We start from the raw sequence: 26,786 nt of genomic DNA, 5'->3' as shown, positions 1-26,786 counted from the left end.
TCAAAGGAAACCGCCGCGAGAGCCTCAGCTCTCCGGGAAGGCCGTCCAGCCCTCGAGCCAGTTGACGTCACCCACCGCGCCGCGGAAGGTCGCGCTGGTGTCGAAGAAGCCATCCGCAGGCGGGGTGGCGCCGGTGAGGGCCGCGTCCGGCTTGAAGATCGGCGCGGTGCCCGCCTTGTAGAGGGCCTTGCTCAGCTTCGGATCCGCCACGCTGTTGGTGGCCTCCGCCTCGGTGCCGAACCGCGACCACTCGCTGAAGTCGCCGCCGTCGCTGGAGGACTTCACGAAGAAGGTGGTGGCGTCGTACATCAGCTTGGTGGACCAGAAGGTGGTGTTCTTCACCGTCAGGCCGCCCGAGCTGGCCTGCGCGATGGAGTCCGGTCCGTTGATGTCCAGGGCGAAGTCATTGAAGTAGCTGATGATGGAGTTGTTGATGCTGCCCGCGGTGCCCACGCGGAGGATGGCGCCACCCTGCGTCTGCGCCGCGTTGCCCTTGGGCTGATCCGAGCCCACCAGCGTCACGTTCCACAGCGTCGGGTTCGAGCGGGGCAGCGCGTTCGGAGAGGAGGCGCTGTTGTCCGCCTCGATGCCGTGGTTGCCCAGCAGGCGGCTCTGCTGGACGATCACGAACTGGGCCTTGCCCGTCCAGCCCTGGTCCCAGTCCAGCCCGTCATCGTCCGGCAGGGTGATGACGATGTGCTTGAGCGAGGCCGTCCCGCCGAACATCTCCACGCCGTCGTCCAGGCCGCGGTGCACCTGCACGTAGTCGATGACCGTCTTGGAGCCGCAGCCGCCCAGCGTCAGGCCGTTCAGCTCGTTGTTGCCGCCCAGGCGGAAGCCGGCGAACTCGATGCGGGCATACTGGACGGTGCCGCAATCGTGCGACGCGTCGGTGCCGCCGTACTGGGTGTCCTCGCTCTCCGGGTAGCCCTCGATGTTGTCCACGCCGCCCTGCACGTTGATGGGCGCCTTGCCCAGCAGGACGAGGCCGCCCCAGTTACCCGGCTGGCGCGAGCCCGGAGCGATGGCGCTGGTGAACACGATGGGCGCCGCCGCCGTGCCCCGAGCGTCGATCCGCGCGCTGCTCGTGATGGCCAGCGAGGTGTTGGACTGGCCCTGGATGAGCGTGCCGGGCTCGATGGTCAACGTCGCGCCCTTCACGAAGACGTTGGCCTTGAGGAGGTAGGTGTGGTCCTTCGTCCAGGTGGTGTCGGAGGTGATGTCCTGCGTGACCTCGCAGACCTCCTGGCCCTGGGCGCAGACGTCACCCTGGGGCGTGTTGTCCGTCGTGTCGTCCTCACCGCAGGCCGCGAGCGCCGACAGCGCGCACACGCAGGCCCAGATCTTCATCGATCGCATCGTTGCTCCATCTGAAAGGTACTGCGGGGTTTCGAAGGAAAGTCAGCGCAGCGTCCACTCGACCTGCGCGGTGGCCGTGAGGCCGGGGCGGTAGCGGAAGACGTCCGTGCCCAGCTGCTGGAAGACGGCGGACTGGTTGAGCAGGTTGGTGCCCGTCAGCTTCAGGCGCAGATCCTCGGAGAGCCGCTGGGTGAGCGTCAGGTCCACGCGGTGGAACGACCGCTCGTAGGTGTCCGGCAGGCGGTTGAAGCCCACCTCCGAGATGCGCCGCCCGAAGACGTTGTAGAGCAGCGTCACCTCGGTGCCCCAGGACTCCTGCAGGTAGCCGACATTGACGTTGGCCACATAGGGAGACTGGCCCTGCAGCGGACGGCTCTCACTGGTGCTGATCTGCTGCTGGCTGCCCAGCTTCACGCGCGAGGAGATGAGGCTCAGGTTGGCGCCCACGCGCAGCGAGCGCAGCGCCTCGCTCACCCGGCCCAGGGAGGCGCGGCCTTCCAGTTCGAGCCCCAGCGCATCCGCCCGGTCCGCGTTGCGGTAGCCCACATCCCCCTGGATGGAGCTCACCACCACCTGCTCGATGGGATCGAGGAAGCGCTTGTAGAAGCCGCCCACGGAGAAGACCTCGTTCTCGGTGGGGAACCACTCCCAGCGCAGGTCCGCGTTGTGGATGCGCGAGGAGACCAGGTCCGGGTTGCCGCTCACGCTGCGGCGGCGGATGGCGTCGTAGTAGAGGAACGGGGCGATCTCGCGGAACTGGGGCCGGGCCACCGTGAAGCTGTAGCCGGCGCGCAGGTTCGCCTTGTCCGTCACCGCGTAGACCAGGTTCAGCGCGGGCAGCGGGTTGACGGTGGTGCGGCGCGTGGCCTCGGGCACCTGGCCCTGGGCGAAGGGGCTGCCGGACTCGAGCCGCTGGGAGAAGACCTCGAGCCGCACCCCCGCCGTGGCGCGCAGCCGCTCCATCAGCGGCAGCTCCGCGTTGACGAAGCCGGCATAGAGGGCCTGGTTCCCGTCGTAGCGGTCGGTGACGAAGGTGCGCTCCTCGGCGAGCACCGAGGGGCCGATGTTCTCCGCCCCGAACAGCTCCTCGGCCGGCAGGGCCAGGAGGGCCGGATCCTCGCCGACGAACATGAAGGCGAAGCGCCGCGCATCGAAGGAGCGCTTGGACAGCTGCGCCGAGCCGCCCACCTTGAACTCCGCCGGCCCCACCGGGAGGCTCACGGTGGCGCTGGCGCCGCCGCTGGTGTCCTGGAGGTGGGAGAAGAAGCGCTCTCCGCTGTTGGCGGCCTGGCGGAAGCGCCGCACGCCCTCATCCTCCAGGTACATCAGGTCGCGGGTGTCCGGCTCCTCGGCCTGGGTCACGGACACGTTGCCCTGCCAGCGCAGCACCACCGAGCTGTCCGCGCCGAAGCGGTGCGTGCCCCGGAGCTGGTTGAAGCTCAGCATGCGCTCGGAGAACTTCAGGCGCGTGGCGTCGAAGTCGGCGCCGTCCGTGTCGGAGAAGCCCTGCAGCACCTGCGCGGAGTCCTCCGTCGAGCGGCTGAAGAGCGCCAGCATGCTCACGTCGTTCAGCGCGTCCAGCTGGTAGCCGGCGTTGAGCAGCACGCCCAGGTTCGTGTTCGTGGCGCCGAACTCCGAGCTGTAGATGTCCTTGGGGATCAGATCCTGGTCGTCGATGCGGAACGTCTGGACATCGGCGTTCGTCGCGGCGGCGCTCCGGGAGAAGGTCGCGCTGGCCAGGTAGCCGAAGGCGCGTCCCCCGCTCCACTGGTGGGTGTTGCCCACCGACACGTTCAGGCTGCCGTTGGGCAGGCCGGCGGACTTCCGGCTGCTCCAGACGTTGGAGAAGCTCTCGCTCACCTGCTCGGCCTGGGGATCGCGCGTCGTGAGCGGCCGGTCCTCGGGGACGCTCTCGGGCAGTCCCCGGCTCCCGTCATCGAAGCCCAGCGCGTCCAGGCTGCCGCCGGCGTAGCTGCGGCGCGAGTGGAAGGTGGACTCGGAGTTGGCCCCCAGGGACAGCTTCACCTGGGTCTGGAACGTCGCGGGGTAGGAGTTGGTCTCGATGCCGAGCACGCCGCCCGCGAAGGCGCCCCCCATCTCCGCCGAGTAGGTCTTCTGCACCGTCAGCGTGGACAGGAGCGCGTTGGGGAACAGGTCCAGCGGCGCCTGGTGTCCGTCCGGGTCCGTGCTGGGCAGCGACACCCCGTTGACGACGGTGGCGGCGTAGCGCCCGCCCAGCCCGCGCAGGAAGACGTTGCGGCCCACCACCGTGGCGGACGTCACGCGCTTGACGGCGTCGCCCGCGTTCGAGTCCGGCGAGCGGGAGATCTGCTCGCTGCCAATGGAGTCCTGCACGGTGTTGGCCATCTTCCGCTGGAGCAGCAGGCCGCTCTCGCTCTTGGTGTCCACCGTGCCGATGACCACCACCTCTTCGACGAACGCGCCCTCCACCGGCTTGAGCGCGATGTCACGCGTCATGAAGCCCTGCGCCACCTGGACGTTCTTGACGTCTACACCCTCGTACTGGTCACACCAGAAGCGCACGTCATACTTCCCCGGCGGGAGGGCCAGCTCGTAGTTGCCCTCCAGATCGGTGTCGACGGTGATGTTTCCTCCGGCAATCACCGACACCGGACACACCAGCAACGGCTCACCCGTCTTGGCGTCCGTGAGCCGCCCGCGAAGGCCCGAGCCTTCCTGCGCCAGGGCGGTACTGCTGACTGCAACGAGAACCGAAATCAGTTGGAAGCGACCCATGAACCCTCCAGCTCCGCCGCTGTGGGGAGCCGAAACCGGGCGCTTCTTTACGCTCCAACTTTGTCAGCCACGTCACACGCCATGGACAACTTGGGGGCGATTCCGTCACGAGCAACGACTCTCAAGGATTCCGGCGAAACCAAAATAGGTGCTGGATTACATCGTTGTGGCTTATAACTGAGCTGCCCTGAAGGTCCTGCCTCAGGGCTTATCCGCAGTGCATCCCCCGAAAGGAAATCCCCCATGATGAAGGCCTCTCGTCGCTGGTTGGTCGGAGGAATCGTTGGCGTCTCCCTGCTGAGCGCCTGTGGCGCACCGGAGGAGCAGTCCGGCGACACGCGCGAGGTGCTCGCGCCCGAGGCAGTCGCCGGTGACGTAGCGGTGAAGGTGTCCGCGGGCACCTCCTCCATGGCGGCCAAGGATGACGTGCTGGTGACGGTCACCCTCACCAACGTCTCGGGCCACCCGGTGCGGCTGCTGAAGCGGAACACGCCGGTGGACGGCATCAAGAACGAGCTGTTCCACATCACCCGCGACGGCGCCGAGGCGCGCTACCTCGGCCGTCACTACAAGTGGGCGGCTCCGCAGGCCGAGGATTATCTCACCCTGGCCGCGGGCGAGAGCGTGACTCGCACCGTGAACCTGTCGGAGGTCTACGAGTTCGAGCAGACCGGCAGCTACTCCATCGCCTACGCCGAGGGCGTCCACGGCGAGGCCGCGCAGTTCACGTCCAACAACGTGGACGTGTGGGTCGAGGGCCGCCCCCACGTCCTGCCGGAGGAGGCCGGTGGCCGTGAGGTGACGGCGTTCGGCCTGTCCACCACCAGCTGCAGCAGCACCCAGACCTCGGCCATCAGCTCGGGCTTCAGCAGCGCGAAGACGTACGCGGCCAACTCGCTGGCCTACCTGACCAACACCACCCCGAGCGGCACCCCGCGCTACACCACGTGGTTCGGCGCCTTCTCGAGCGCCAACTGGAACACCGCGAAGAGCCACTTCTCGGCCATCAACAACGCCTTCAACAACGCCGCGGTGGTCGTGACCTGCGCCTGCACGGACAGCGCCTACGCCTACGTCTACCCGACGCAGCCGTACAAGATCTGGGTGTGCAACGCCTTCTGGAACGCGCCCACCACGGGCACGGACTCGAAGGCCGGCACGCTGGTCCATGAGATGAGCCACTTCAACGTGGTGGCGGCCACGGATGACCACGCCTACGGCCAGACCGCCTGCAAGAACCTGGCGAAGACCAACGCCAAGCGGGCGCTGGCCAACGCGGACAGCCACGAGTACTTCGCCGAGAACACCCCCGCGCAGAACTGACGAAGCGCGGCGGCATCCGAAGTGACACGGAGGCGGGGGCGGCGACGCTCCCGTCTTCTTTTTTCCAGGGGTTGAGCTTTTCATGACTCGAGGACATGTCGGTTGGATCGCGCTGTGCTGCCTAGCGCTCGGCGGCGGCGGCTGTGCATCACACAAGGAAGGAGCGGACATGACGGCCCCCACGGGGACGGAGGGGCTCCAGGCGGGAGCCGCCCTGCAGTGCGAGGCGAGCGTGCCCCCCACGCTGAAGGTCGGCGAGCCGGTGGTGGTCACCTTCCGGATCCGCAACCCCACGCCGCAGACGCTCTACGTGCTCAAGTGGCGCTCGCCGTTCGAGGGGCAGCCGCGCAGCAGGTTCCTGGAGATCACCCGTGACGGCGTCGAGGTCCAGTACCAGGGGCCGATGATCAAGCGGGGCGATCCATCAGCGGGTGACTACGCCTCCGTTCCCGCGAGCACCGCCGACACGAAGGGCGAGGCCGAGCTGGCGATCGAGGCGTCCCTGGCCTACGACTTCTCGCAGCCGGGCACCTACCGCATCGCCTACCGGGGCCCGCTGATGGATGCCACCGCGCAGGAGTCCGAGGTGCCCCGTCCCCTGGCGCAGCACCGCGCCATGCCGGTGGAGTGCCCCGAGGTGCAGACGACCATCGTCGCGCCCTGAGCCGCCCGGCTCGGTGCTTCAAAAAGACGACGGCCACCCGGGTGGAGACCCGAGTGGCCGTGGTGGAAGGCTTCGCTCCAGTGGCTACAGCGACGCGGCGAAGGCGGCGTCTGGGATCTGCATGGGCGAGGAGTCCTCCTGGGCCATGAGCCGCGCGGCCTGCTCCACGTTGGGCAGCACGTTGCGGGCGTACCAGAGGGCGCTCCACTTCTTGCCGTCGTAGAAGGCCCGGTCCGGATCCGTCGCCGACAGCTTCTCGGCCGACTTCTCCGCCAGCACCGCCGCCTCCAGCAGCAGCCAGCCCACCGCCACCTCGGACATCATCTGCAGGAAGCGGTTGGCCGACAGCGGGATGAGCGGCACCTTGGCCGGATCCTGCGACCAGCCCAGCAGCGCCATGGCGCTCGACATGAGCCCCTCCTGCGCCGCCGCCAGCTGCTTCACCTCGGCCCCGAACGTCTTGTGCTCGCGGTTGGCCTCGATGAAGCCGCCCACGTCCTCCATGAACTGCTGGAAGTGCGCGCCGCCGGCCTGGCCCAGCTTGCGGCCCACCAGGTCCATCGCCTGGATGTGGTTGGTGCCCTCGTAGATGGAGAAGATCTTCGAGTCGCGGCAGTACTGCTCCACCGGGTAGTCCTTGATGAAGCCCGCGCCGCCGTAGACCTGGATGGCCTGCGCCGTCAGCCGGAAGGCCTGGTCGGACGCGTACGCCTTCACCAGCGGCGTGAGCACCTCCACCTGCCCGCGGTGGTAGGCGGCCCGGTCATCGTCCTTGCCGGCCATCTGCCTGGCCTTGTCGGTGTGCATGGCCAGCTTGATGATGAGCGCGCGCATGCCCTCCACGTGCGCCTTCATCTCCAGCAGCATGCGGCGTACGTCCGGGTGCTCGATGATGGAGACGCGCGGCGCCGTCGGATCCTTGAACTTGGTGAAGTGGCCGCCCTGCTTGCGCTCCTTGGCGTACTCCAGCGCGTTGAAGTAGGCCGCCGAGGCCAGGCCCACGCCCTGGATGCCCACGGCGATGCGAGCCCCGTTCATCATCTTGAACATCTGGCTCATGCCGATGTGCTCGACGCCGCCCACCAGCTCGCCGAGACACTTGTCGTTCTCGCCGAAGTTCAGCACACAGGTGGCCGAGCCGTTGATGCCCATCTTGTGCTCGATGGAGCCCAGGCTCACGTCGTTGGACTCGCCAGAGCCGCCGTCGGCGCCCACGCGCAGCTTGGGCACGATGAACAGCGACAGGCCCTTGGTGCCAGGCGCCGCGCCCTCCACGCGCGCCAGCACCAGGTGGATGATGTTCTCCGCCAGATCATGGTCGCCCGCGGAGATAAAGATCTTCGTGCCGCGGATGTTGTAGGTGCCGTCCGGGTTGCGGCGCGCCGTCGTCTTGGCCGCGCCCACGTCCGAGCCCGCGTGCGGCTCGGTGAGGCACATCGTCCCGCCCCACGTGCCGTTGAGCAGCTTCTCCACGTACTTCTTCTTCTGGTCCGCGGTGCCGCACTCGGCCAGCAGCTCCGCCGCGCCGAACGTCAGCCCCGGGTACATGTTGAACGCCGCGTTGGCGCCGCAGAGCATCTCCTCCACCGCCACCTGCAGCATCATCGGCGCGCCCTGGCCGCCATGGTCGGTGGCCACGCCCACCGTCTTGAAGCCCTGCTCCCAGAGCAGCTTCCATGCATCCTTGAAGCCCTTGGGCGTGAGGACGGTGCCGTTCTCCACGCGACAGCCCTCGCGATCGCCCGTGGTGTTCAAGGGCCCGAGCACTTCCTTGGAGAACCGGTAGGTCTCCTGGAGGACGGCCTTGGCCTCGTCGGGGCCCCAGGCCTCGAAGGGCACCTGTCCCGCCACCTGCCCGAAGCCGAACTGCTCGAACAGGGTGAAGAAGAGCTCTCGAAGATCTGTCTTGTAGTGGTTGATTCCGGCGGACATGGCCTCTCCCGTCATGAGGGGCTCGCTGCCCGGCCACACGAATGGTCAGCGGCGCCCAGTGAGACAGGAAAAGTCTTACGTCGATTGATTCGAGAGTCAACCCGAACTGACGCCACGCGTCGTGCGGTGGGCAGACGACCCCCACCGGCGTGTCCGGAACCCGGCGGCGCAGGGGTGAGCCATGCGCCAGACTTCTGGGTGCTACTTCTTCAGCTTCTTGGCCGCCGCGACAGGCGCGGGCGTCGTCGGGCTGGCGGTGGCCGTCTTGGCGGACTTCTTGGCGTTGCTCGGGGCCTTCTTGGCGCCCGTCTCCTCCGTCTCGGAGCCCTCGCCCTGCCCGCCTGCCTGGGGAGCGAGGATGCTCTCGCGCGGCACCTCCACGACGATGGGGGACTGGCCGGAGCGCTGCCGGTTCTCGTCCTCCAGCGAGTAGAAGAGCTGGATGACGGACTGCCCCTTCATGAGCAGCTCGCCGCGCTGGTTCTCCGCCCAGAGATCGATCTCGACGAAGTAGCGGCCGCCGGTGCCGTGCCGGTCACTGACGCGGCCCTTGCAGACCACGGTGTCGCCCGGCCACACCATCTTGATGAAGCGCACGCCGTAGCGGCGCAGCTGGCCGCCGCGGGCCCAGTCACTGATGAGCTGGCCCAGCATGCCCATGATGAGCATGCCCGGGGCGTACACGGAGGGCATGCCCACGCTCTTGGCGTAGACCTCGTCCACGTGCACCGGGTTGTAGTCCCCGCTGGCCCCCGCGTAGCGCGAGAGCTGGACGCGATCCACCGGCGCCTTGGCCAGCGCCGGGAGCTCATCGCCCACCCGGATGGATTCGAAGTAGAGCTTGCGCGCGGGCATCAGGCGTTCTCCTTCGCTGCGCGGACGATCAGGGTGCGGCGGGCGCGGAACACCAGGTTGCCCTCCTCGTCACGACCCTCGTCCTCGATGACGGCCACGTCCATCTTCCCGGCCGGGCCACTGCGCTCCAGCACGTCGGCCACCTTGGTGGCCACGTAGATGCGGTCCCCGGCGAAGATGGGCCGCTCGTACTCGAAGCCCTGCTCGGCGTGCAGCAGGCTCTTGATGCCCACCCCGAGCAGCTCGCGCAGGTCCGCCGCCGAGTGGAACGACGCGGGGAAGGTGGGCGGCGCGACGATGGTCGGGTAGCCGGAGGCCCGGGCGTACTCCTCATCGTAATAGATGGGGTTGTAGTCGCCGATCGCCTCCGCGAAGCGTCGGATGGAGCCCTTCTCCACCTCGTTGAGCGTCGGCGGCGACGAGCGACCAATCGCGTTCTTGTCCAGCATATCCCCTCCCTCAATCTCTCTAGCGACCGGCAGGCAGCTCGAGCACGGTCAGCAGTCCGGCCTCGGCGGCCGTCAAGCGTGGGGCGGCATTGACCAGCGTATTCGCGGTGGCCCTGTCGCCCGCCACTCCCCCTGGAATCTCCACGACAACTTTCGGGTCCGCGTCGATCTCGATGCGATCCTTGGGCTCGTCGGCCCCCACGGCGATGGTCAGCTCCAGCCGGACCCGCTCCTGCTCATCCTCCAAACCGACGACGGACTGGAAAATGCCGGCCACCCGGCCCTTTCGCACCGGAAAGGCGCCGCCGGTGATGTCCTCCTCGGCCAGCACGGGCGCGACCTCCTCCTCATAGTCGTCACAGTCCAGGCCGAGCCCCAGGGCGCACAGCGCCGCGGACTCCACCAGCCCCACGTGGCCCAGCTGCTCCTTGTCCACCAGGGAGAAGAACTCCTCCTCCGTCAGGCCCGCGCCTATCTTGCGCTGCAGGGCCTCGCGCCGGGTGCGCGCATCCACCACGCGCGTCACCGACACGCGCCGCACCGGGCCGCACGCCTGTCCGGCGGTGGCCACCAGGCGATCCATCACGAAGCCCGGGTTGACGCCGGTGCCCAGCACGGCCACGCCGGCCTTCTGGGCGGCCCGGTCCAGCTTCTCGGCCAGCTCCGGATACTTGAGGAAGGGGAAGGCCAGCTCCTCGCAGGTGGAGACCACCGGCACGCCGAGCTTCACCGCGGCCAGGATCTGATCCATCACCTGCGCCAGGCGCGAGCCGGTGGCGTGCAGCAGCACCACGCCCTTGCGGCGGCCCACCGCGCGCTCGAGCGAGTCGGCCACCTTCACCTTCGGCGTCGGCTGTCCGAGCACGTCCGCCAGCGGACGGCCAGCGATCTGCGGACTGGTGTCCACCGCGCCGATGAGCTCCACCTCGGCGGAGGCCAGCGCCGCGCGAGCGATCTCCTGCCCGATGAACCCAAGCCCCATGACCACCACCGGGACCGGCCCTGCGGGGGCTCTAGCCATCGGAGAACTCTCCAGAATTCAAGGGGTTAGCCTCATTTTCAGCGCCGTCGCGCACCATAAACCACCCCCCGGCGGACAGGCAAGCATGACGTGGCTGTCAAGGACGTGGGCAGCCGGCTATTTGCCAGCAGTTTCCCGGGTTTGGAAACCTGCACCTGGGTCCAGTGGGCCATAGCCCCCCCCTGTCTGGTTCGGAGGGAAGGCGTGTATAACCCTCTCCAGACTTTGCTGCTGGAGAACCCCATCTCATGGACCGCATCCTCGTGGTGGATGACGACGTGCGCATCCTGGCCGCGCTCTCACGCATCCTCCAATCCGAGGGCTACGAGGTCGTCACTCACAGTGATCCCGTCCAGGCCGCGCGTGAGGAAGGGTTCCAGGTGGTGCTGACGGACTTCATGATGCCGTACCTCAACGGCATCGAGTTGCTGTCGGCGCTGCGGGAGAAGAACCCGCGAGCGGTGCGGCTGATGCTGACGGCGGCGGCCGACTTCCGCACGGCGTCCGAGGCGGTGAACCGGGGCGAGGTGTTCCGGCTGCTGGGCAAGCCCTGGTCGCTGGCGGACCTGACGAGCAGCGTGCGGCAGGCGTTCGAGCACCACCGCCTGGTGGACGCCAACGAGCGGCTAACGCGCGAGGTGGCGGAGAAGAACGCGGAGCTGCTGGCCATCAACCGGGATCTCGAGCGGCTGGTGGTGGAGCGCACGACGGGGCTGCTGGACGGGCTGATCAGCGCGCTGGACTACCGCGACACGGAGACGCAGTGGCACTCGCGGCGCGTGTCGCTGTACGCGCGGCGGCTGGCGGAGGAGATCGGGCTGCAGGGGGCGGCGCTGGACGTCGTGGAGCAGGGAGCGCTGCTGCATGACATCGGGAAGATCGGCGTGAAGGACTCGATCCTGCTCAAGCCCGGGCCGCTGACGCCGGACGAGTGGGTGGAGATGCGCAAGCACCCGGAGTTCGGCTTCCGGATGCTGGCGAAGATGCCGTACCTGCACGACGCGTCGCTGATCGTGCTGCAGCACCAGGAGCGCTGGGACGGCAAGGGCTACCCGGCGAACCTGACGGGCGAGGCGATCGTCATCGGCGCGCGCATCTTCGCCATCGTGGACACGCTGGATGCGATCACCTCGGACCGGCCGTACCGCAAGGGCCGGCCGCTGCAGGTGGCGCGGGATGAGATCGGCCGCTGCGCGGGAACGCAGTTCGATCCGGCGCTCGCGGCGGCGTTCCTGCGCATCCCGGACTCGGAGTGGGCGCGCATCCGCGGCCAGGTGGAGGCGATGGAGGCCGAGGAGCTGCAGCGGTTCAGCAACCTGCCGCATCCGATGGCCACCACGCAGCCGCACGCGCGAGCCACCGGGACCTGAGCCAGGGCTCCGGGAGACAGCAGGTGCCTCGGGAGCCCGGCGCGCCCGAGCGCTCCGATGACCGAGCTATGCTCCTCCGGGATGAACCTCGCAGGATACACCCGGCCCTCTCGCCTACTCCTCTTGCTGGGCCTGCTCGGCGTATGCGGCGGAATGGCCTGCGCTCGAGGCAGGCCCGGGACCAATCCCGTGGTGGGCGTCATCACGCCGGAGTACTTCCGCTTCCGGGACGTGGTCGCGGACGATGACCCGAGTCTCCCCAGTGGCGGCTGGCGCGCGGTCTGCATCCATGCCCAGATCAAGCACGGCGACTCCGAGGCCAGAACGGTCTGCAAGTTCGAGGTCGGCGTCCCGATCAGGAACATGAAGCAAGGGGAGATCCCGCTGGAGGCGGCTCGGTTTGCCGCAGCATCCATGGCCAACCGTGCCGCCCGCATGGTTCTTTCGCAAGCACACCCGGGAGAGATGTTCGCGGTGCTGTGCACACAGTTCAGAGGGGTCTACGAACCCATGTTGAGGACCCAGATCGCGGGCGCTACCGTGGGCGAGTGCAGGACCGAGGGTGTCGAGATCGTGCCCTTTGGGATCACGACCGCTTCAGAGCCCACGCCATGATGGACCTGACAGAGGCAGGACTCATCCAGCTCGCGCGGAACTACTACCCCTCGGGCTTTCCGGTCAGGACGGACGACTACTCTCAGGAGCTGCATCCCTACCAACGCACGCCTGAGTATGCCCGGTGGCGCGCGGCATGGACCCAGGCGCTGGTGTGGCCAGAGTGGAAGGAGTTGCTGCGAGAGCTGCGTGGCCCCTTCGGAAACAGCTTCGCGGATTGCACGCAGCCGTGGGGCAAGGCCTGCCGACGCTGTTGTGTCTATGTGGAGCGCCCTCTACCAGGCGGCGCCAGATGGGTCATCCAGGTGGCGGCTGCTGCCAGCATCCTGGCTCCGCTCTACGTAACCTATTGCACAACCACGAGGGTGGAGCACCGGCAACACCGCGACCTTCACTTCTCGTTTGAACCGCTCGAAGAAGTCAGGGAGCAGACGGCGCAGCTCGCATTGCTGGTGGAGCATGTGCTGGGCTACCAACCCTTCCCTCTGCAATTGGCCAACGTCAAGGTGCCTGGAATTCGAGTGAGCCACATCGGAGAACGGGAAGAAGCGACACTCCTCGACGCGCTCTTCGATGACGACCTCGCGAATCTGCCCTGAGTCGCGCCCGTCAGGGCTGCGCACGCACCTCGAGGATGACGTCTCCCTCCAGCAGGGCGTCCACCACCTCCATGCCCGACACCACCTCACCGAAGGAGGTGTAGCGGCCATCGAGGTGCGGCTGGGGCGTGTGCGTGAAGAAGAACTGGCTACCCCCCGTATCCTTGCCCGACAGCGCCATGCCGATGACTCCGCGCTGGTACGGGATGCGCGTCATCTCGCAACGGATGGAGTAACCCGGACCGCCCTCCCCGTCCCCACGCGGATCGCCTCCCTGCGCGACGAAGTCCGGCACCACGCGGTGGAAGGTGACGTCGCGGAAGTAGCCCTTTCGCGCCAGGGCGTAGAGGTTGCCCGAGGTGATCGGCGCCTCTCGCGTGTCCAGCGCGACCGTGAAGTCTCCCTTCCGTGTGCGGAAGGTGAGCTTCGCTCCCTTGGGCGCCTCGGGCGCACGGAACGTCTCGGGCGGTAGCTCCACGCGCGCGGAGCGCACGGGCTGGCCTGTCAGGTGGGTGAGCTGCTCGGCAGCCACGCGGCGCACGTTGGCGTGAGGATGCGCCAGCCACGTCCGCAACACTGGCTCCGCCTCCTTCCCCACCAGCGCCACCAGCGCTCCCGCCACCGACTCGGCCATGTCCGTCTCCTGCGGCACCCGAGCCGCCAGGTCGCGGACCTCGGGCAGGGCCTCCGCCGCGTTCATCTTCCCCACCACCATGGCCGCCCCCGCGGCCACCACCAGATCCTCTCCCTTCATCAGAGCCCGCAGGGGCTCCAGCGCCTCCGGCACGGGCCGGGTTCCCAGGGCTTCCAGCGCGGCCGCACGCACCCGCGTGTCCGGATGCCGCAGCCAGGCCACCGCCTCGCGCATGCCCCCCTGCCCCGGCGTCTGGCCCACCTCGCGCAGACCGACCGCCAGCCGCCGAGCCTCGGGGATCCGATCGAAGCCACAGGTCAGCACCTCGGCGAGCACACCCCTCTGGCGATCCATCGCGGCCGCGAGACGGCAGTCGAGCCACGACACATCATCGAGCGCCACCTCCGAGCCACCTCGAGGTGCCTCCCGAAGCGAGCGCCGCAGTTGCTCCAGCACCGGCCGCCCGGCGGGAGGGAGCCCCTGCTGCGCCACCGCCAGGAGCGCATGCCCCGCGGCGGAATCTCCCGCGGCCACGGCTCCCGCCTGGCGATTCAAGGTCCGCAGCGCCTCCAGCGTGGCGCACGAGCCGCTGCAACCCGTGGAGAGCTTCGCCAACGAGCGCGCCGCCTCCGCCGCCACGCGAGCCACCGGATCCCCGAGCAGCCGCCCCAGGAACGTCGCATCCTCCTGCCCGCCCACCTCCGCGAAGCCCTTCGCGCAGATCGCCCGGACCTCCGGGGACGCGTCCGAGACGCACTTGCGCAGGAGCTCGAGCGCGGCAGGCCGCCGGACGTAGGAGATCAGATAGGTCGCGCCATAGCGCGTCTCCGGAGACTGCTCCGCCGCCAGCAGCGGCCCCACCTGCTCCAGGGGCACATCCGCGAGCGAGGCCCCCCGCCGAGCGGCCACGCCCAGCGCCAGCGCCGCGCGACCCGCCACTCCCTCCCGCGTATCCCCGAGCCGCTCGATCAGGCGCTGCACCGCCCCGGGAGTCGCTACCTTGCTGAAGGACTCCAGCAGCGTCCGCCGCACGACGGGCTCCGCCTCCGTGGCCTCGGCCGCCCGGAGCGCCTCCGTCAGCCGGGCCTTCACCTCATCCGGCAGCGGCTCCCAGGAGAGCCCCAGCTCACCCGCCGCGAAGGAGGCCTCGTCCCGGACCTCCAACTCGGGCGCGGTGAGTGCCGCGAGAATCACCTCGAGCGTCGAGGGATCCTGGATCCGAGCGAGTGCACGCAAGGCCCGCGCTCGCACCGCCGCGCCCCGCTCGCCCTGGGCCCACGCGATCAGCTGCCCCTCTCCCAGCGAGCGGCGATCCTCCCACTCGGCGATGCGGGCCATCGCCTCGGAGTCCCCCACGTGGACCGGGGGAACGTTCCGGAAGCAGGCCGGCAGGCTGGCCACGAGCAGCAGGCAGACGGAGACACGAGCGGACCGGAGGGACATGAGGGGCGGCGTAGGCCAAATCCCCGCTGAAATCCAGGGGTTACAGTGCAACCCGTTTGACTTGCGCGGCGCGGCGCCAGAAGATGCAAGGCCGTCTCTCTTGCTGAAGGAGCACCGGCCCTGAAATGCCCCGGCTGTGGCACCCAGGTCGCGGATGGAACCTCCATCTGCCCCAAGTGCGACTACATCATCGACGCCTCCTTCCTGTCCGCGGAGCCCCCTCCGAGCGGCGCGGATGATGAGGCAACGGGCCCGGCCGCAGGGCCTGCGCGCCCGGCTCGCGCGGGAGGCTCCGGCTCGCGTGCCGCCGTCAGCAGCACCGGCACCAGGCGCACCGCCACCTCTTCCGGGCGGACCGGCTCGCGCTCCGCGATCAAGGCCGTCGCAGGCACCGGCGCCACCGCCAAGGCTTCGGATGCGGCCCCTCGCGGCAAGCCCACTGGCCGCACCGGCTCCCACCGCTCCGTGCCCGCGGCCCGCCCCGCGCCCCAGCCAGCGGCGTCCTCCAACATGGAGCTGGACGACGCCGAGCCGCGCAAGCCGCTGCTGCCTCCCTCCCCGGCCTCGAAGGGCTACAGCAACACCAACAGCACCGGGAAGATCGTCGCGCCCGAGGAGATCCTCTCGGATGCGCGCGACTTCGTCGGCGAGCTGTCGCGCTCGGACAAGATCACCTTCGCGGGCGCCTGCGTCGCCGCCCTCTCCTGCTTCCTGCCCTGGAAGGAGACGGCCGCGGATGGAGATGTCCTCGGGCTCATGAGCGCGGGCGTCGGCACCCTGCTCTGCGCGGCCATCGTCATCAGCGCCATCTTCATCCGGGTGCGCCGCACCATGCCCAAGGTCAGCCCCATGGTGCCCTGGGGGACCCAGCTCGGCATGTCGTTCTTCGGCGTCCTCTACACCGTCATCTTCATCAAGTCCGCCTTCGACTCCACCGAGGTCCCCTCGGCCATCGGCAACCAGATGATCATGAACTCGTCCCCCAGCTTCGGTGTGTTCCTCGGGCTGCTGGGGACGCTGGGAGCGCTGGCGGGCTCGGTGATGGGGATGAAGGAGCGCACGTAAAAACTCCGCGCCCTCGCGCGGCCACCGGACTAGCGTCACCGCCGCGATGCCCAGCGACTCTCCTCTCTCCCGGCTCACCGCGGCGCTCGAAGCGACGGTGGTGGGCCAGCCCCACGTCATCACGGACCTGGTGACGGCCTTCCTCGCGCGCGGCCACGTGCTGCTGGAGGGCGTGCCCGGCGTGGCCAAGACGCTCATCGCCCGCAGCATGGCCTCCGCGCTCGGGCTCCAGTTCACCCGCGTCCAGTTCACGCCAGACCTGATGCCGACCGACATCCTCGGCACCAACGTCTTCCACCCCGCGGAGAACGCCTTCCGCCTGGTGCGCGGGCCCGTCTTCACCGAGGTGCTGGTGGCCGACGAGATCAACCGCACCCCGCCCAAGACGCAGGCGGCGCTGCTGGAGGCCATGGAGGAGCGCCAGGTCACCATCGACGGCACCACCCACCCGCTGCCGCCACACTTCTTCGTGGTGGCCACGCAGAACCCGCTGGAGCTCGAGGGCACCTACCCGCTCCCCGAGGCGCAGCTGGACCGCTTCCTCATGCGCGTGCGCGTGAGCTACCCGGAGGCGGACTCGGAGGTGGCCATGCTGCGAGGGTTCCACCAGCGCGAGGGCCGCCCCGCCTCGGTGGAGCGCGTGCTGGACGTGGCCACGCTGACGGAGCTGCAAGCCCGCGCGGCCCGCATCACGTGCGACGAGTCCATCCTCTCCTACGTGGTGAAGCTCACCCGCGAGACGCGCGCCAGCCCCCGGGTGCGCCTGGGAGCCTCACCGCGCTCGGCGCAGGCGATCCTGGCCGCGGCCAAGGCGCGCGCGGCCCTGCAGGGCTCGGACTTCGTCACCCCGGATGACGTGAAGGCCGTGGTGCCCAGCGTGCTCAACCACCGCCTGCTCCTCAAGGCCGAGGCCGAGGTGGAGGGCATCACCCCGGACGACGTGCTGCGACAGACGCTGGAGCAGGTGAAGGTCCCCCGGTGAGCCTGGGCCGCCCCGTCCCTACCGGGCTCGCCGTGGCGCTGCTGGCGGCGGCTCTCGTCCCCTCGGCCCTGGCCGTGGCGAGCCCCGCCTTCGCCTGGCTGGCCCTGGCGCTCGACGTGGCCGTGGTGGTGCTGTGCGCGGTGGACTTCGTGAGAGCCCCTCGGGCCTCGGACGTGGAGGTCCGCCGCGAGGTGGAGCCCATCCTGCGCTCGGGCGTGGACAACCCCGTGCACCTGGAGCTCACGAGCCGCGGCAGCGCCCCCATCCGAGGCGAGCTCCGGGACGAGGCCCCGGTGGACGTGGAGGCGCAAGGCCACCGACAGCCCTTCTGCGTGGCTCCGGGCCTGCGTCCGACACGCGTCACCTATACCGTGCGCCCTCCCGCGCGCGGGGACGTGCGCTTCGGAGCGCTCCACCTCCGACTGCTGGGCCCGCTGGGGCTGTGCGCGCGGCAGATCCGCATCCCCGCCGAGCAGGTGGTGAAGGTGTACCCGGACCTCACCGCGCTGACGCAGGAGGCGCTGGCCCTGGCCCGAGCCTCGGATGCGCCCGCGGAGCGTCCCCAGCGGCGCCCGGGCGAGGGCCGCGAGTTCGAGTCCCTGCGCGAGTACCGCACCGGAGACGACTACCGCACCATCGACTGGAAGGCCTCCGCGCGCCGCGCCCGCACCATGGTGCGCGTGTACCAGCCAGAGCGGAACCAGCCGGTGCTGCTGCTGGTGGACTGCGGGCGCCACATGGCGGGCAAGGTGGACGGCCGCCGCAAGCTGGACCACGCGGTGGACGCGGCGCTGCGGCTGGCCAAGGTGAGCCTGGACGCGGGAGACCTGGTGGGAGTGCTCGCCTTCGCCAGCGACGTGCGTGCCTACCTGCCGCCACGCAAGGGCCGCGAGCACCTGCGCCTGCTCACCGAGGCGCTCTACCGCGCCGAGGCCGCGCTCGAGGAGAGCGACTACGGCCGCGCCTACGACTTCGCCTTCGCGCGCAGCTCCCGGCGCTCGCTGGTGGTGCTCTTCACGGACCTGGTGGACCCGGACGCCGCGGGCACGCTGGTGGCTCGCACGCTCATGCTGCGCCCGCGCCACCTGCCCCTGGTGGCCTCGCTGCTGGACGAGGACCTCCAGGCCGCCGCCACGAGCGTGCCGGGAGAGCCCCAGGACGCCTACACCCGGCAGGCCGCCGCGCGGCTGGAGGACGAGTACCGGCGCACGGCGGTGACGCTCCGGGACTCCGGGGTGCTGGTGGTGCGCGCGCCGGCCCGAGGCTTCAGCGCGGCGGCCATCAACACCTACCTGCACGTCAAGTCGCGCGGGATGCTCTGAGCGCCCGCCGGCGGCGCGGGATTCGCCGGGCCCTATCCCACGCATCATCCCCTGAGCACCTCACCCGCGAAGGGGTGCGCGCGCAGCCCACTCGACACCTTCGCCGCGCGAGAACTCCTCACGCGCCCACCGTCAAGTCCATTGTAGGGGACCGGGTGGACCCGCACTCATCATCGCGTCGCTGATAAAGAACCGTGCCAATCGCTCCGGAGCCGATTTTTCGGCCTCGGACGAGACCCCCTTTACACGGCGATCTTGCTCCTCAAAATGTCGCCGGCTTGATAACGAGTGCGCACGCCGAAGGTGGCGGTGCGCCCGCGAACGGATGGAGACAGGGTCTTGGGTGCGGAGGTCGCACGGGGTTTGAGAGTCGAAGTCGTGGTATCGGCGGCGACGGTGGCGGCGCGGGGCGAGGGAGAGCCGGGTCGGCCTCTCACGCCGTTCCATGAGCGGCTGCTCTCGGAGGAGCTCACCCTCCGGAGCGCGGACTCGCACCAGCGGATGGCCAACGCGCTGTCAGAGGCCAAGGTCGACCTCAACCCGCATCAGGTGGAGGCCGCGGCGTTCGCGCTCGACTCGCTGTCGCGCGGCGGGTGCATGCTCGCGGACGAGGTGGGCCTCGGAAAGACGATCGAGGCGGGCCTCACCATCGGCCAGCTCATGGCCGAGGGAAAGACGCGCATCCTCATCCTCGCGCCGGCCACGCTGCGCGCGCAGTGGAACAGCGAGCTGAAGGAGAAGTTCGATCTGGAGTCCGTCCTGGTGGACGGCCGCACCGTGCGGGCCACGGGCAACTGCTTCGATCAACCCTTCCCCGTCATCTGCTCGCACCCGTTCGCGGCCAACAAGGCGGCGCTGGTGGCGGAGATCCCCTGGGACGTGGTGGTGATCGACGAGGCGCACCGCCTGCGCAACGTCCACAAGCAGGGCCACAAGACGGGCCAGGCGCTGCGCGCCGCGCTCCAGGGCCGCCCCAAGCTGCTGCTCACCGCCACGCCGCTGCAGAACGACTTGATGGAGCTGTTCGGGCTGATGTCGCTGCTGGACGAGCAGATCCTCGGCCCCGAGCACGCCTTCCGCAGCCGCTACCAGGTGGATCCGGAGTGCGGCGGCCTGAAGGAGGACGCCGTCGCCGAGCTCAAGGAGCGCCTGGCGCCCGTGGTCCAGCGCACGCTGCGCCGGCAGGTGCGCGAGTACGTGCGGTACACCAACCGCCGCAGCATCGTGGAGGACTTCGCGCCCTCGGCCGAGGAGCAGGATCTCTACGAGAAGGTGAGCGAGTACCTGCGGCGCTCGGAGGCGGCGGCGATCGAGCCGGGCAAGAAGACGCTGCTCACGCTCTGCTACCGCAAGCTGCTGGCCTCCTCCACGTACGCCATCGCGCCCACGCTGCGGCGGCTGGCCGACAACCTGGAGAAGCGCCTGGAGGCGGCCAAGCTGGGCGCCCAGGCCATGGCCCTCTTCGAGCCCGAGGAGGCCAGGCAGTACGCCGAGGAGGGCGAGGAGTGGTCGGATGATCCGGCCAAGCCCACCAGCCTGCGCACGCTCCAGAACGAGGTGTGGGAGCTGAAGCAGTACGCGGACCTGGCGGACTCCATCAAGGTGAACGCCAAGGGCGAGGCGCTCAAGCGCGCGCTGGACCGGACGTTCACGGTGATGCGGGCGCACCAGTGGCCGGAGAAGGCGCTCATCTTCACCGAGTCCAAGCGCACGCAGCAGTACCTCTTCAACCTGCTGTCGGACAACGGCTACCGGGGGAAGATCTCCCTGCTGTCCGGGGACGTGGCGGCCACGCCCGAGGAGCGGCGCGCGCTGGTGGACGACTTCCGCAACCGCTCGCAGATCCTCATCTGCACCGAGGCGGGCGCCGAGGGGCTCAACCTCCAGTTCTGCAACCTGGTGGTGAACTACGACCTGCCGTGGAACCCGCAGCGCGTGGAGCAGCGCATCGGCCGGTGCCACCGCTACGGCCAGCAGCGCGACGTGCTGGTGATCAACTTCCTCAACCGGCAGAACGCGGCGGACGCGCGGCTGTTCGAACTGCTGGAGAAGAAGCTCAACCTCTTCGACGGCGTGTTCGGCGCGTCGGACGAGATTCTCGGCGCGCTGGAGAGCGGCGTGGACTTCGAGCGGCGGGTGCTGGACATCTACCAGTCCTGCCGCCACCCGGACGAGATCAACGCGGCGTTCGACAAGCTGCGCTCGGACATGGAGCAGCGCATCAGCACGCGCATGACGGAGATGCGCTCGGTGGTGCTGGAGCGCTTCGACGGGGACGTGCGCCGGCGGCTGAAGCTGGCCAGCGAGCAGACAAAGGAAGTGCTCGCGCGCAGGCAGCAGGAGGCGCGGGCGCTCACGGGCTCGGTGCTGGGCAACCGCGCCTCGGGCCGGCTGCAGGTGGCCAAGGCCGCCTACGCGGTGCGGGACAGGACGCACGACGCCATCAGCTACCTGCAGCTCGACGCGGCGGGTCTGCCCTCGAGGCTGGCGCGGCTGGCGGGCAGCGAGGGCTGGTGGTTCGTCTACAAGTTCGAGCTGTCGGGCATCAAGCCGGAGGAGAAGCTCGTGCACCTGGTGCTGGTGCGCGAGAAGGACGGAGGCTTCCGCGCCCTGCCGCTGTCGGACGGCGCCCACTTCGTGAAGCTGTCAGCGAAGGTGGAGAAGCGCCGGCAGACCGAGTCGGTGTCCGTGTCGCTGATGCAGGAGCAGGCGCTGCTGGCTGCCAAGGACGAGCTCATCCGCGCCGCCGAGCGCCGCAACGCGTGGGAGCTGGACCGGGCCCGCGAGCGCGCGGACCGCTACGCCGAGGACTGCCTGCTGGAGTCTCGCGAGGCGGTGGAGAAGGCGCGCGAGCAGTGGGTGGAGGCGCGCAAGGCGGTGATGGCGGCGGAGGAGGCCGCGGACCGCATCAAGGCGCGCGCCCACGCGGACCGCATGGAGCGCGAGTACCGCAAGAAGCTGGCCTCGCTGCGCAACGAGGAGGAGAAGCGCTACGCGGCCAAGGACCGGCAGATCGCGGACCTCACGCAGAAGGCGAAGGTGGCCGAGAAGCGCTCGCTCATCGCCTCCGCCTACTTCTGGCTGAGCTGAGCACCGGCTCGCGCCCCAGGAGCCGAAGGGCGGTGCTCACGGATCGCAGTCGACGGCCCGCTTCTCGCGGCGCCGGGAGGCGACGTTTCCGCGGTCGTCCAACTGGATGACTGACCTTCAGCATGGAACGCCGCGAATTCCGGTGTGACAGCCTGTTTCAGCCACTACGGATCCACCGAGCCCTCTGGCACACATTTCCCCTCGTGCCCTCTTGATGTGAACTCGCGCAGCACATTAGAGGTGTCTGTACGCAGTACCGACCCACGAAGCGGGAGGAGCGGTCATTGCGAGCAGGCAGCGGGATCCTGGCAGCCCGGCGTCGAGTGCTCGGAGGAACGAGCCGCCCCCGGATGTGAGCCCCTGATGCTCGTGCCGGGCAAGGAGTCGGAGCCCGCGATCCTCGTGGGCTGGCTGGACGTAGCACGGAAGGAAGCCCAGGTCCGCGGCCACGGCGTGATGGAGTTGCTCCACGAGAGCCGCTACGGCGACGCGCCGGACCTGCGCGAGGAGGAGTATGAGCGCTTCCTCGACAAGCTGATGGACGCGCTGTTCGAGAGTGGCATCCGGCTCGTGATGCTGGTGCCGGACATGCTGGACCAGGAACCGACCCTGGCCAATCCCATGCCGTCCTCCGCGGCTCAGCGCTCGGCGCAGGCCATGTCCGGCGCCGCGCAGCCGACCCAGCCCTCCCCTCTCGTCACGCGCAAGGGAGTGCAACTCCTGGCGCTGGCCTTCGTGCTGGGACTGAGCGCCCAGCCCCTGTTCTCCTGGACCGCGGGAGCGATCCACTGGCTCACGCACGCGCCCGGCTGGATCCAGCAGGCGAGCCAGGTGCTTCGCTAGCGGGACGGAGCACCGTAATCTCGGGTGCTCCCGGCACGCGGGAGCCATGGCCAGGAGGCTCTCCATGCCGCGCTCGGCGGTCCTGCTGCTGCTCGTGTTCTTCTCGGGGTGCAGCGCCTCAACGAGGAGCCTTGTCCGCTTGGACACAGGCCAAGGCGAGCCCATTGTCCACACTCCGCGTCGCGACGTAGCGCCGGCAGCAGTGAGCGATAAGGATTTCAAGAGGGCCGTCGCGCAACAGGCCCCCTCTGTGCCTCCAGCCGAACGGCCCTTGGAGCACGCCCGGCAGGTATTCGGATTGCCCGAGCGAAGCGGCTGGTACCGGTACGAGGGCAGGAGCCAGCGCCTCATGGCCTCGGAGCCGGGGAGCACCCGGAACCTGCGCCTGTTGCCCGAGGATGAGGAACTGAAGCGCCGCTACCTGCTGTGGTGCGAGCAAGACTGGGGAGGCGGAGATTGCCTGCGCTTACTGGTGGACAAGCCCTTCCTGGATGGAGACGCCAGGTACGCGCTGGCCATGGCCATTGCGCACAGCAAGGTACTGGGCGCCATGAAGGAGGAACTCGCCCGGATGGTGAGCCCTCAAGCGGTGGTGGCCACAGTGGTGGGCGGCCTGACCATGTACGCCATCTTGCTCGCACTGCCCGAACCAGTGAGCAAGGGCATCGCTGCGCTGATGACGCTGGGGGCCATGGCCTACCTGGGCTGGGACACCGTCTGGCGCCTGATTGATGGGTGGCTGGTGCTGATGAAGGAAGTGGATGAGGCCACCACCTTCGATGGCGTCTACGCAGCCGGAGAGAAGTTCGGGGAGACGATGGGGGAGAAGGCGGCCCGAGCCTTCGTCATGCTGGGCACGGTGGCCCTGGGAAACACGGCTTCGGGCATGGCAGCGACGCTCCCGAAGTTGCCGGGAGCCGGGCAGGCGGCAGTGGTGGCCGAGGCGCAGCTGAACCTCCGCTTCACGGCCCCAGCGCTGGCGCAGGTGGAGTCGGTCGCCATCACTGCCGAGGGCATCACCATCGCGCTGGCTCCCAATGCCGTAGCGATGGCGGCTCGCGACAGCTCAGGTGGCAAGGCTGGAGCGCAGGCTGCGCCGCCCAGCGCCGGCGGCCCGGGAGAATGGGTCAAGGCGAACGAATCCATGTCCGAGAGCGCCCAGGCCTATCAAGCCCAGAGGACAGGGGCGCCCAAGGGCTATGCCTACCGCGTCAAGGTGGGTGACGAGGAGGTGGACTTCGATGGCTTCGCCCAAGGAGTACTGCTCGAGGTCAAAGCCCCCGGCTACGCGCAATGGGTCGACAAGAAGCTGAACTTTCTCGAGATCTTCGAGGGTCGTCACAAGCTGCTTGCTCAGGCGGAACGCCAGTTCAGAGTCGCCAATGGAACGCCTATCCGGTGGCTCGTCGCCGAAGAGAAATTCGCAGGCGCACTCAGGAAGATGTTCAAGAGCGCTGAACTCCCGATTGAGGTCGTCCATGTTCCCCCGATCCCGTGAGGAGCGATAGCCCTCCGATGATAGAGACCTACTACGCGGGCTCCTATTGGCTCGCCCGGCGTGAATCCGCTGAGGCATGTGCACGACGCGCGGAGCGTTTCTTCCTCCTCCTGGGACGCTGTGACCCGGCGTGGACCCGCTGGTATGAGCCGGCAGGTTCCTTCAAGGAAGCGCGCGACCGCCTGTTCACCACAGACGCGGAGAACTTCCAGAAGCTGTTCGCACGAAAGGAGCACCGGATAGGAGATGGCTATTCCTTCCACCTGTGGGCAGGTGACAGCCAGGAGGAGACCTCAGGCGTTGACGGGAGATGCGGCTCTGCTGACCTCCGGCTTTCCTCGAACAGCGTGCTCAGGCCTTACGATGAGGGGCTCATTGGAGAGCGGGTGCTGACCGCTCCCGTGATGACCGAGGTGTTGCGCGCCATGGCCATGGCCTGGGACCCGGAGTGGGGAGTGGCTACATCCGAGGCGCACCGGGATACCGTGGTGAAGGGGTTCCCACATGCAGGCACCTTCGTAGGCTGGGTGATGTACTTCTCGCGGCTGCGCGGCAAAGTGCCCCCACTTCCTGCTCCCGTCCGCATCGAACCCGTGGAGGAGAAAGGCACCCTCGTCATCCTCACGCCCGAGCGTTTCACGGCTTCCAACCCGGAGCACGTCGCGCTGGCAGCTCGCGTCCACGAATTGCTGGACCGGGCCGGTATCCTGCGGAGGTTGCAGCCCTGGCCGACAGGCTGACCAAGATCACGAGGACGACTTCGGGCCGTTCCTGCAAGTCCACGGCAATCTCACCGCTCAGGCAATCGCGACCGGCGGCTCCCGGATACGCGTCGACGGGAACGTCACGACCGGGGACATGGTCGGCGTCTACAATCACGGCAGCTTCGCGGCCGGTGGCGAGCTCGTGGCCCGCACCATCGCCACCGAGCACACCATCACGGCGGAGGGCCAGCTCGACGCGTACCGGTACCTCGGCTGGGGCGCGAAAGTCTTCTCCGTCTCGGAAGGCGTCGAAGACAGGCAGGCCCCCTACGAGGCGAAGGGCGTGTTCGTCCCCGCGGTGGTGATCGTGCAGGCGGTGAAGAAGGGCGTGAAGGACGCGGTTGGTCGCGCGAAGGCGAACATCCAGCAGGATCCGGCGCTCCAGGCCAAGCGGGCCAAGGACACCTTCACCGCGGTGGCGGACGGCATCAAGGGCGCCCGGGAGCAGCTGCCGGCCCTCAAGCGCGGCGGCGACTTCAAGGGCACCTGGAAGAAGAACTGGTCCAACGCGGCCAACCCCCAGGTCAAGCTCGACAAGGGCTCGCTCGTGAAGCAGGGCGGCAAGGTCTTCAACCTGGTGAGCAACGCCAAGAAGCTGCCCGGCCAGCTCAACACGGCCATCCAGGACGCGCGCAATGGCTTCCGCGCGGGCGCCAGCGCCGAGGAGCGCGACCGTGCCATCGGCTCGGTGGCCACCGCGAGCAAGACGGCGCTGAACACCGCCAAGAGCGCGGTGAAGCTGGGCCGTGACGCCACCAACGTGGCGAGCACCTACCGCCAGGCGTCCCAGGGCTTCAAGTCCGCGATCGACGATGCGGGGCTCAAGACCACCAAGGGCGCGCAGCGCAAGGCCGCCCTGGCCGCGACGAAGGCGGCGTTCACCGAGGGCGCGAAGAAGACGGACATCAAGAACGCCGCGCGTCAGGCCGTCACCGAGCTGGGCGACGGCACCCGCCAGGGCGTGAAGAACGTCATCACCGACGGCGCCAAGAAGGCCACCACCAAGGCCGCCAACCGGGCGCTGACCCAGGGAGCGACGCAGGCGGCGGACGCCCAGGCGTTCTTGACAGAGCCGTGTCACACTCGGGCCCTCCTCCAGGAAGCTGGAGGAGCCGAAGGTGACACGGCTTCACGTCATTCCCGAGCCCGCCATGGGTTACGATCCCACCCGTTCCAGCGAGCGACTGCCCCCATGGACACCACGTCCGTTCCACTTCCCGAGGCCAGGCTCAACTCGAGCGCGCCCATCCGCGTCACGGTCCCCGCTCCGGCGCCGCTCACCGAGGAGGAGCTCACCGAGCGCTTCACCCAGCTGGCGCGCGAGCACGCCGAGCTGCGCGACCGCGAGTGGGGCGAGCCGGTGGAGCTGGGAGATGACGTCCGGCTGAACATCATCGGCTACGCCAACCAGAAGCTCATTCCCTTCAGCATCCGCAGCGGGTGGTGGATGCAGCTGGAGCCCCAGGACGCGCTGCCCGGCTTCTCGGAGGCCCTTGCGGGCTCGGCGGTGGGCGACTGCGTGGGCATCGAGCTCGTGCTGCCGGAGAGCTATCCAGTCGCGTCCCTGCGCGGAGTGCGCGCGCGGTTCATGGTCGATCTGCTGGGCGCGCGAGAGGTGGTCCTGCCGGATCCGAGCTCCGAGGAGTTCCTGCGCAAGCTGGGCCGAGGGAGCACGCTGGCGGAGGTGATGAAGTCCCTGGGCCAGGAGCTGCTCGAGGACCGGGAGAACGAGCAGTGGCTGGAGGCGCGCAACCGGGTGCTGGACGAGCTGGCCTCGCGCGTGGAGGTGAAGCTGCCCGCCTCCCTCATCGACGAGGAGATCCGCCGCCGCTGGGAGACGGCCGAGGGCGAGGTGGTCCGGGAGAATGACTTCTCTCCGGCGGAGGCGGCGGAGGCGCTCCAGGCGTGGAGGACGGATCCAGCCACGCGGGCGGACGTGGAGAAGCGGCTGCGCGTCTCGCTGGCGCTCAAGGCGGTGGCCGAGCGTGACGGGCTGAAGCTGGAGCTGGGGGAAGTCTTCGGTGTGCTCGAGAACTACATGGAGGCGTACGGGCTCGAGGCCTCGGAGGTGCGGGAGGCGCTCGTCACTCCCGCGACCGCCGCCCCCCTGCGCAACCTCGCCTGGCACCTGCGCGCCGTCGAGCACGTGATGGAGCAGGCGGAGATAGAATTCGAGGCGTCACCCCCCTCTCACTGAGCTA

Annotated in this window: 21 protein-coding genes; 13 read left to right on the top strand and 8 right to left on the bottom strand. The window is 68.9% G+C overall.

Going from position 1 to position 26,786, the window contains the following annotated elements; translation table 11 throughout:
• Nucleotides 1-24: 24 nt before the first annotated feature.
• Nucleotides 25-1,359, bottom strand: a complete 1,335-nt coding sequence (locus KY572_RS25915) for a hypothetical protein (RefSeq protein WP_224245645.1) — start codon at nucleotides 1,357-1,359, stop codon at nucleotides 25-27.
• 42 nt (nucleotides 1,360-1,401) lie between these two features.
• On the bottom strand, nucleotides 1,402-4,116 hold the full coding sequence (locus tag KY572_RS25910; RefSeq protein ID WP_224245644.1) for a TonB-dependent receptor domain-containing protein: 2,715 nt from the start codon (nucleotides 4,114-4,116) through the stop codon (nucleotides 1,402-1,404).
• A 243-nt stretch (nucleotides 4,117-4,359) separates the two neighbouring features.
• On the opposite strand from KY572_RS25910, the gene KY572_RS25905 reads away from it, so the two are divergent.
• Both KY572_RS25905 and KY572_RS25900 read left to right on the top strand, forming a co-directional pair.
• Nucleotides 4,360-5,439 carry a M35 family metallo-endopeptidase gene (locus KY572_RS25905; RefSeq protein ID WP_224245643.1) on the top strand — a complete coding sequence of 360 codons (1,080 nt, stop codon included), beginning with the start codon at nucleotides 4,360-4,362 and terminating at the stop codon, nucleotides 5,437-5,439.
• A gap of 169 nt (nucleotides 5,440-5,608) precedes the next feature.
• Complete coding sequence (locus KY572_RS25900) at nucleotides 5,609-6,103, top strand: protease (protein ID WP_224245642.1); 495 nt, start codon at nucleotides 5,609-5,611, stop codon at nucleotides 6,101-6,103.
• An 84-nt stretch (nucleotides 6,104-6,187) separates the two neighbouring features.
• On the opposite strand, the gene KY572_RS25895 is transcribed toward KY572_RS25900, so the two are convergent.
• The 4 genes from KY572_RS25895 to KY572_RS25880 all read right to left on the bottom strand — a co-directional run bounded on the left by KY572_RS25895 (nucleotide 6,188) and on the right by KY572_RS25880 (nucleotide 10,360).
• The gene (locus KY572_RS25895; protein ID WP_224245641.1) at nucleotides 6,188-8,035 is read right to left on the bottom strand and encodes an acyl-CoA dehydrogenase; all 1,848 of its coding nucleotides are present in this window, start codon (nucleotides 8,033-8,035) and stop codon (nucleotides 6,188-6,190) included.
• Nucleotides 8,036-8,236: 201 nt separating this feature from the next.
• On the bottom strand, nucleotides 8,237-8,890 hold the full coding sequence (locus tag KY572_RS25890; protein WP_224245640.1) for a MaoC family dehydratase: 654 nt from the start codon (nucleotides 8,888-8,890) through the stop codon (nucleotides 8,237-8,239).
• Nucleotides 8,890-9,339, bottom strand: a complete 450-nt coding sequence (locus tag KY572_RS25885; RefSeq protein WP_224245639.1) for a MaoC family dehydratase N-terminal domain-containing protein — start codon at nucleotides 9,337-9,339, stop codon at nucleotides 8,890-8,892. The genes KY572_RS25890 and KY572_RS25885 overlap by 1 nt, the downstream gene beginning before the upstream one ends.
• Nucleotides 9,340-9,358: 19 nt before the next feature.
• On the bottom strand, nucleotides 9,359-10,360 hold the full coding sequence (locus KY572_RS25880; RefSeq protein WP_224245638.1) for an NAD(P)H-dependent amine dehydrogenase family protein: 1,002 nt from the start codon (nucleotides 10,358-10,360) through the stop codon (nucleotides 9,359-9,361).
• A 248-nt stretch (nucleotides 10,361-10,608) separates the two neighbouring features.
• On the opposite strand from KY572_RS25880, the gene KY572_RS25875 reads away from it, so the two are divergent.
• The 3 genes from KY572_RS25875 (at nucleotide 10,609) to KY572_RS25865 (ending at nucleotide 12,944) form a co-directional block, all read left to right on the top strand.
• On the top strand, nucleotides 10,609-11,730 hold the full coding sequence (locus KY572_RS25875; protein WP_224245637.1) for an HD domain-containing phosphohydrolase: 1,122 nt from the start codon (nucleotides 10,609-10,611) through the stop codon (nucleotides 11,728-11,730).
• Nucleotides 11,731-11,919: 189 nt separating this feature from the next.
• Nucleotides 11,920-12,345 (top strand): hypothetical protein, encoded by a 426-nt coding sequence (locus tag KY572_RS25870; RefSeq protein WP_224245636.1) that lies wholly within the window; start codon nucleotides 11,920-11,922, stop codon nucleotides 12,343-12,345.
• Nucleotides 12,342-12,944 carry a hypothetical protein gene (locus KY572_RS25865; protein WP_224245635.1) on the top strand — a complete coding sequence of 201 codons (603 nt, stop codon included), beginning with the start codon at nucleotides 12,342-12,344 and terminating at the stop codon, nucleotides 12,942-12,944. The genes KY572_RS25870 and KY572_RS25865 overlap by 4 nt, the downstream gene beginning before the upstream one ends.
• Before the next feature lie 10 nt (nucleotides 12,945-12,954).
• Here KY572_RS25865 and KY572_RS25860 read toward each other — a convergent pair whose 3' ends face one another.
• Together KY572_RS25860 and KY572_RS25855 are read right to left on the bottom strand one after the other, a co-directional pair.
• Entirely contained in the window at nucleotides 12,955-15,021 is a 2,067-nt protein-coding gene (locus KY572_RS25860; protein ID WP_224245634.1) for a peptidylprolyl isomerase, read from the bottom strand.
• Between the two features lie 182 nt (nucleotides 15,022-15,203).
• A complete protein-coding gene (locus KY572_RS25855; protein WP_224245633.1) occupies nucleotides 15,204-15,413 on the bottom strand; it encodes a hypothetical protein in 210 nt (69 codons plus the stop codon).
• 118 nt (nucleotides 15,414-15,531) lie between these two features.
• Between KY572_RS25855 and KY572_RS25845 the strand changes: the two genes are divergently transcribed.
• The 8 genes from KY572_RS25845 to KY572_RS25810 all read left to right on the top strand — a co-directional run bounded on the left by KY572_RS25845 (nucleotide 15,532) and on the right by KY572_RS25810 (nucleotide 26,782).
• Entirely contained in the window at nucleotides 15,532-16,086 is a 555-nt protein-coding gene (locus tag KY572_RS25845; protein ID WP_224245632.1) for a hypothetical protein, read from the top strand.
• 46 nt (nucleotides 16,087-16,132) lie between these two features.
• Nucleotides 16,133-17,068, top strand: a complete 936-nt coding sequence (locus KY572_RS25840) for an AAA family ATPase (RefSeq protein ID WP_224245631.1) — start codon at nucleotides 16,133-16,135, stop codon at nucleotides 17,066-17,068.
• Nucleotides 17,065-18,390 carry a DUF58 domain-containing protein gene (locus KY572_RS25835; protein ID WP_224245630.1) on the top strand — a complete coding sequence of 442 codons (1,326 nt, stop codon included), beginning with the start codon at nucleotides 17,065-17,067 and terminating at the stop codon, nucleotides 18,388-18,390. The genes KY572_RS25840 and KY572_RS25835 overlap by 4 nt, the downstream gene beginning before the upstream one ends.
• A 363-nt stretch (nucleotides 18,391-18,753) precedes the next feature.
• Complete coding sequence (locus KY572_RS25830) at nucleotides 18,754-21,480, top strand: SNF2-related protein (RefSeq protein WP_263452007.1); 2,727 nt, start codon at nucleotides 18,754-18,756, stop codon at nucleotides 21,478-21,480.
• Nucleotides 21,481-21,843: 363 nt separating this feature from the next.
• The gene (locus tag KY572_RS25825) at nucleotides 21,844-22,323 is read left to right on the top strand and encodes a hypothetical protein (protein ID WP_224245629.1); all 480 of its coding nucleotides are present in this window, start codon (nucleotides 21,844-21,846) and stop codon (nucleotides 22,321-22,323) included.
• A 64-nt stretch (nucleotides 22,324-22,387) separates the two neighbouring features.
• Nucleotides 22,388-23,821, top strand: coding sequence for a SitA5 family polymorphic toxin (gene sitA5 / locus KY572_RS25820; RefSeq protein WP_456077670.1), 1,434 nt, complete (start codon nucleotides 22,388-22,390; stop codon nucleotides 23,819-23,821).
• Nucleotides 23,822-23,838: 17 nt separating this feature from the next.
• Complete coding sequence (locus KY572_RS25815) at nucleotides 23,839-24,561, top strand: immunity 52 family protein (RefSeq protein WP_224245627.1); 723 nt, start codon at nucleotides 23,839-23,841, stop codon at nucleotides 24,559-24,561.
• A 118-nt stretch (nucleotides 24,562-24,679) separates the two neighbouring features.
• Nucleotides 24,680-26,782 carry a trigger factor gene (locus tag KY572_RS25810; protein ID WP_224245626.1) on the top strand — a complete coding sequence of 701 codons (2,103 nt, stop codon included), beginning with the start codon at nucleotides 24,680-24,682 and terminating at the stop codon, nucleotides 26,780-26,782.
• Nucleotides 26,783-26,786: the final 4 nt, after the last annotated feature.

It is taken from the genome of Hyalangium gracile (assembly GCF_020103725.1).
GTDB classification, from domain to species: domain Bacteria; phylum Myxococcota; class Myxococcia; order Myxococcales; family Myxococcaceae; genus Hyalangium; species Hyalangium gracile.
Note: the sequence above shows the minus strand (reverse complement) of the source record. Positions and strands in the feature narration are given on the sequence as shown.